We start from the raw sequence: 5,785 nt of genomic DNA, 5'->3' as shown, positions 1-5,785 counted from the left end.
CGAGTTTGCGGGCAACGCGGCCTCGCGCTTCATCCCGACGGCGAGCCTGGCGGCGGTTCAGCAGGGCAGTTCGGCGTTCTTCGTGCCGATCCTGACGAACCGGATCGGGACGTTCGGCCAGGTGGGGGTAGGCATCACGGGCCAGCTTCTGGGCACGGACCTTCTGGGCTACGTGCGCGGCGACGTGCGGTTCGGCGAGCGGCTGGACGGCTACTCGATCAACGGCGGCATCCGCTACCCGTTCTAGGGCGCGTCTCGCGGACGCCGCCCCGGGCCGATCCGACGATCGGCCCGGGGCTTGCCGTTCCGGGTGATCACCGGCCTGGACCGCGATCTCGTCTCGAGCCCCGCCCACGTAGATCGCGATCAACCCGGGATCGAGGCGGGACGCCGGCCCGTCAGGCGTTTGGCCCGGCCTCGCCGCTCAGCAGATCCTGCAGGGAGTGGATCAGGTCCGAGGCGCGGTAGGGCTTCTGCAGCAGCTCGAAGCCGTTCGTGTCCTGGTCCTCGCGCAGGTATCCGGAGGCGAGCAGGATCGGCATCGTCGGCCATTGCTCCCGGATCCTGTGCCCGAGGTCGATCCCGGTGATGGCGCCCGGCATGTTCACGTCGCTGAAGACGAGGGCGACGTCGGGCTCGTGCTCGAGGATGCGCAGGGCCTCGTTGCCGTCATGCGCGCTCAGAACCTTGAAGGCGAGGGATTCGAGCGTCGAGACCACCGTGCCGCGGACATCGGCGTCGTCCTCGACGACGAGGACGGCGCGCCCGGCGCCGTCGATGGCGCAGGGCGCCTCGCCCGGGTCCGCCCCCGTCGGATCGGCGGGAGGCCGCGCGAGCGCCGGCAGGGTGATGACGAAGCGCGTGCCCTCTCCGACCACGCTCTCGACCGCGATGCTGCCGCCGCTCTGCTGGACGAAGCCGTAGACCATGCTGAGGCCGAGCCCTGTCCCCTTGCCGACCTCCTTCGTGGTGAAGAACGGCTCGAACACGCGGGCGAGGACCGAGGGCGGCATGCCGGTGCCGGTATCGGCCACCGAGATCTCCACGCTGCCCGGCGCCCCGTCCGGTGCGGCCTCGGCCCGGCGCCGCGCGCCGATGCTGAGGGCGCCACCCTCCGGCATCGCGTCGCGGGCGTTGACCGCGAGGTTGATGATCGCCGCCTCGAGCTGCGCGTGGTCGACGCAGACCTCGGGCAGCCCCTCGTCGAGGGAGAAGGCGACGGTGATGCGCTCGCCCAACGTGCGCTCCAGGAGCTTGATCAGCCCCGGCAGGAAGGTGCCGAAGTCGAGTGCCGAGGGCTGCAGGGGCGAGCGGCGCGAGAAGGCGAGGAGGCGGCTTGTCAGCTCCGCGCAGCGTTGCGCCCCCTCGATCGCGCTCTCGACCCGGCGGCGCGCCCGCTCGTCGTCCGGCAGCGACCCCTTCAGCAGGTCGAGATTGCCGATGATGATGCTCAGCATGTTGTTGAAGTCGTGCGCGATGCCGCCCGTCAGGCGGCCGACCGCCTCGAGCTTCGAGGCGTGCTGCAGGCTGAGCTCCATCTCCTTGCGCTCGGTGACGTCGAACCACATCCCGAAGAGCTCGGCCGTCCCCCCGTCCTCGCCGCGGTTGATCACGATCTGGTCGAGGATGTGCCGCTCCTCGCCGTCGGCGTTGCGCCAGCGATATTCGAGCGTCGCCGCGCCGGCCTCGGGGACGGTGCTCAGCGTCTCGAACACGCGCGCCCGGTCCTCAGGGTCGAGGCGGGATTCCCACAGGCCCGGCTCCGCGAAGGCGTCCCGCGAGAAGCCGGTGATCCGCTCGATGCTGTCGTTGGTGAAGCGCAGGCGCCGGCCCGTCCCGTCGAGGTCGGCCGTGTAGAGGGCGATGGGGAGGCCGCGCAGCACGGCGGCCTGATGCTCCTCGCGCCGCCGCAGGGCCTGCTCGGCCTCGAGCTTCTCGCCGCGGACCCGCAGGTTCTCCAGGAGGAGCTGCTTCTCGGCAGCGGCCTTCAGCCGGATCTCCTCGGTCTTGCGGTAGAGATCGACGAAGACATCGACCTTGGATTTCAGGATCAGCGGCTGGATCGGCTTGAAAACGTAATCCACCGCGCCGGCCGAGTAGCCGCGGAAGATGTGCATGTCCTCCTTGTTGTGCGCCGTCAGGAACAGGATCGGGACGCGGGAGGTCCGCGGGCGGCTGCGGATCAGCGCGGCCACCTCGTAGCCGTCCATGCGCGGCATCTGCACGTCGAGGAGGATGACCGCGAAATCCTCGCGCAGGGTCCGGCGCAGGGCTTCCTCGGGGGAATCCGCGAGCACGATCTCGATCCCGGGATCGGCCAGGACCTCCGAAGCGGCCAGCAGATTGCGCGGGTCGTCGTCGACGATCAGGATCTTGGCGCCGCCCGGCGCCTCGTCCGCGAGCGCGGCCGAAGCGGCGGGCGCGTCCGCGCCGGGTCTGAGAGGATCCGGGCGTTCCATCACGGCTGCTGCCGGGCTGACGTTGCGGCACTATCGGCGAGGGCGGCCGACCCGTTCAGGGCCTCGCCGCGCCGCTCCAGCTGGACCCGCAGCACGGCGAGGAGCTGATCCATGTCGATCGGCTTCGACACGTAGTCGGAGGCCCCCGCCTCCAGGCACTTCTCGCGGTCCCCCTTCATGGCCTTGGCGGTGACCGCGATGAGGGGCAGGCTGCGGAAGCGGGGCTCGGCCCGGATCTCCTGCATGGTCTCGTAGCCGTCCATCCCCGGCATCATGATGTCGATCAGCATCGCGTCGACGTTGGGGTTGGCCTTGAGCAGGGCGATACCGTCCTGGCCATTCTCGGCGAACAGAACCTCCAGCCCGTGCTGCTCCAGCGCGCTCGTCAGGGAGAAGATGTTGCGCAGGTCGTCGTCGACGAGGATGACCCGGCAGCCGCGGAGCGGGGTCGATTCCGTGTGCGCGACGACGATCTGGTCCTCGACCGGGATGTGGCCGATCGCCCGGTGGAGGAACAGGGCGGTCTCGTCGAGCAGCCGTTCTGAGGAGCCCGTGTCCTTGAGGATGATGGTCGAGGCGGTCTGCTTGAGCTGCTGCTCCTCCGCGGGCGTGAGCTCGCGGCCCGTATAGACGATGATCGGCAGCTCCTCGCCCTCGGCCGTGGCGCGGATCTGCTCGATCAGCTCGGAGCCGCCGAGATCGGGCAGGCCGAGATCGATGATCGCGCAGTCGAAGCGGCCGCCGGCGAGCGCCTCCAGGGCGGCCGCGGCCGTGCCCACGGCGAAGATCTTCACGTCCTCCTCGCCGAGCAGCGCGGTGATGCTGGCGCGCTGGTTCTCGTCGTCCTCCACGAGGAGGAGGGTGCGGACGGGGCGGGTGATGAAGTCCTTCGAGCGCTCCAGGGCGCGCAGGAGCCCCTCGCGGTCGACCGGCTTCTCCAGGAACCCGAACGCCCCGGCCCGCAGCCCGCGCTTCTTCTCGTCGTTGACCGAGATGACGTGGATCGGGATGTGCCGGGTCCGGCCGTCGTTCTTGAGGAGGTCGAGCAGCGCCCAGCCATCCATGTCCGGCAGCCCGATATCGAGGGTGATGGCGTGCGGCTTGAACCGGTGCGCGAGGCTCAGCGCGCCGGCGCCGTCCTGCGCGATCAGGCCCTTGAAGCCCCGCTCGCGCGCGAGTTCCAGAAGCACCGAGGCGAACATCGCGTCGTCCTCGACGATCAGCACGATGTGATCTCCCGCGTGGATGGCGTGGCGGTCGTCGGCCGAGGCCGAGAGCGCCATCGCCGCGTTGGGCGTCCGGCCGAGCGTCGGGAGCGGGCCGGCGGTTTCGGCGCCGTCGAGGGGACGGCCCAGAACCGCGGTCGCCGGCGGCTCGAACGGCAGGAACAACGTGAAGGTGCTCCCCGTTCCGAGCCGGCTCTCCAGCACGATCTCGCCCCCGAGCAGGCGCGCGATCTCGCGGCTGATGGCGAGGCCGAGGCCCGTGCCGCCGTATTTCCGGCTCGTGGTGCCGTCGGCCTGCTGGAACGCCTCGAAGATGATGCGCTGCTTGTCCTCGGCGATGCCGATCCCGGTATCCGTGACGGACAGGGCGAGCCACTGGCTCCCGCCGCGGAGCGGGGTCCCTTCCGCGGTGCCGATCCGCAGGGAGACGGTGCCCTTCTCGGTGAACTTGAAGGCGTTCGAGAGGAGGTTGCGCAGGACCTGCTGCAGGCGCTTCGCATCCGTCCGCAGGCTCCGCGGCAGGCCCGGCGCCACCTCGATCTCGAAGGCGAGGCGGCGCTCCTCGGCGAGTTGCCGGAAGGTGCGGTTGAGGTGGTCGACGAGGTCCTGCAGCGCGAGGTCGCCGACCTCGAGCGACACGGTGCCCGACTCGATCTTCGAGAGGTCGAGGATGTCGTTGATCAGCGACAGCAGGTCGGTCCCGGCCGCGTTGATGGTCTTGGCGAATTCCCGCTGCTTGTCGGTGAGGTTGCCGTCCCGGTTCTCGGAGAGGAGCTTCGAGAGGATCAGGAGGCTGTTGAGCGGCGTGCGCAGCTCGTGGCTCATGTTGGCAAGGAACTGCGACTTGTAGCGCGAGGTCAGCGTCAGCTGCTCGGCCTTCTCCTCCAGCGCCGTCTTGGCGACGGAGACCTCGCGGTTCTTGCCCTCGACCTCCCGCTTCTGGATCTCGAGGAGACGCGCCTTCTCCTCCAGTTCCTCGTTCGTGAGCTGGAGCCGCTCGCGCTGGTTCTTCAGCAGGTCCTCGGATTGCTGCAGCGAGGCGGCCTGCAATTCGAGGCGGTCGTTGGTCTTCTTCAGTTCCTCCTGCCGGCTCTGCAATTCGCCCGTCAGGAGCTGCGACTGCTTCAGGAGCCCTTCGGTGCGCATGTTCGCCGCGATCGTGTTCAGCACGATGCCGATCGATTCGGTGAGCTGGTCGAGGAAGGATTGGTGCGTCTCGCTGAACCGGTTGAAGGAGGCGAGCTCGATCACGGCCCGCACCTCCTGCTCGAAGAGCACCGGCAGCACGATGATGTTCAGCGGGGCCGCCTCGCCCAGCGCCGAGCCGATCGTGATGTAGTCGCCCGGCACGTTGGTGAGCAGGATCCGCTTCTTCTCGTGGGCGCATTGCCCGACGAGGCCCTGGCGCATCCGGTAGCGGTTCGAGAGGTTCTTGCGCTCGGTGAAGGCGTAGCTCGCCACGAGGTCGAGCACCGGGTCGCCGGCATCGTCCTCGACCATGTAGAAGACCCCGCGCTGGGCGCTGACCAGGGGCGCGATCTCGGACAGGATCATGTTCGAGACGGTGGCGAGGTCGCGCTCGCCCTGCAGCATGCGGGTGAACTTGGCGAGGTTGGTCTTCAGCCAATCCTGCTCGGCGTTCTTCAGCGTCGTGTCCCGCAGGTTGCGGATCATCTCGTTGATGTTGTCCTTCAGCGCCGCGACCTCGCCGGAGGCCTCGACCGCGATGGACCGGGCGAGGTCGCCCTTCGTCACGGCGGTGGCCACCTCCGCGATGGCGCGCACCTGCGTGGTGAGGTTCGCCGCGAGCTGGTTCACGTTGTCGGTGAGGTCGCGCCAGAGGCCGGCGGCGCCCGGCACCCGCGCCTGTCCGCCGAGCTTGCCCTCGACGCCCACCTCGCGGGCGACGTTCGTCACCTGATCGGCGAAGGTGGCCAGCGTCTCGATCATCTCGTTGACGGTGTTGGCGAGGGCCGCGATCTCGCCCTTGGCGTCGACCGAGAGCTTGCGCTTGAGGTCGCCCTGGGCGACCGCCGTCACGACGCTGGCGATGCCGCGCACCTGCCCCGTGAGGTTCGCCGCCATCATGTTCACGTTGTC

At 69.2% G+C, this 5,785-nt stretch carries 2 protein-coding genes and 1 pseudogene; 1 reads left to right on the top strand and 2 read right to left on the bottom strand.

From position 1 onward, the window contains the following. Window positions 1-247 (top strand): annotated as a pseudogene (locus E1J50_RS27625) (autotransporter outer membrane beta-barrel domain-containing protein); the annotation flags it as partial. 151 nt (window positions 248-398) lie between these two features. Here the strand turns inward: E1J50_RS27625 and E1J50_RS25210 are convergent. Continuing rightward, window positions 399-2,459: a response regulator gene (locus tag E1J50_RS25210; protein ID WP_132256909.1), complete on the bottom strand. Its 2,061-nt coding sequence runs from the start codon at window positions 2,457-2,459 to the stop codon at window positions 399-401. Then, window positions 2,459-5,785: response regulator (locus E1J50_RS25205; protein WP_132256907.1), on the bottom strand; the 3,327-nt coding region annotated here is incomplete at its 5' end. The genes E1J50_RS25205 and E1J50_RS25210, both read right to left, overlap by 1 nt.

Source organism: Methylobacterium segetis (assembly GCF_004348265.1).
GTDB lineage: Bacteria > Pseudomonadota > Alphaproteobacteria > Rhizobiales > Beijerinckiaceae > Methylobacterium > Methylobacterium segetis.
The sequence above is the reverse complement of the archived record's forward strand: the minus strand, read 5'-3'. Positions and strand labels throughout refer to the sequence as shown.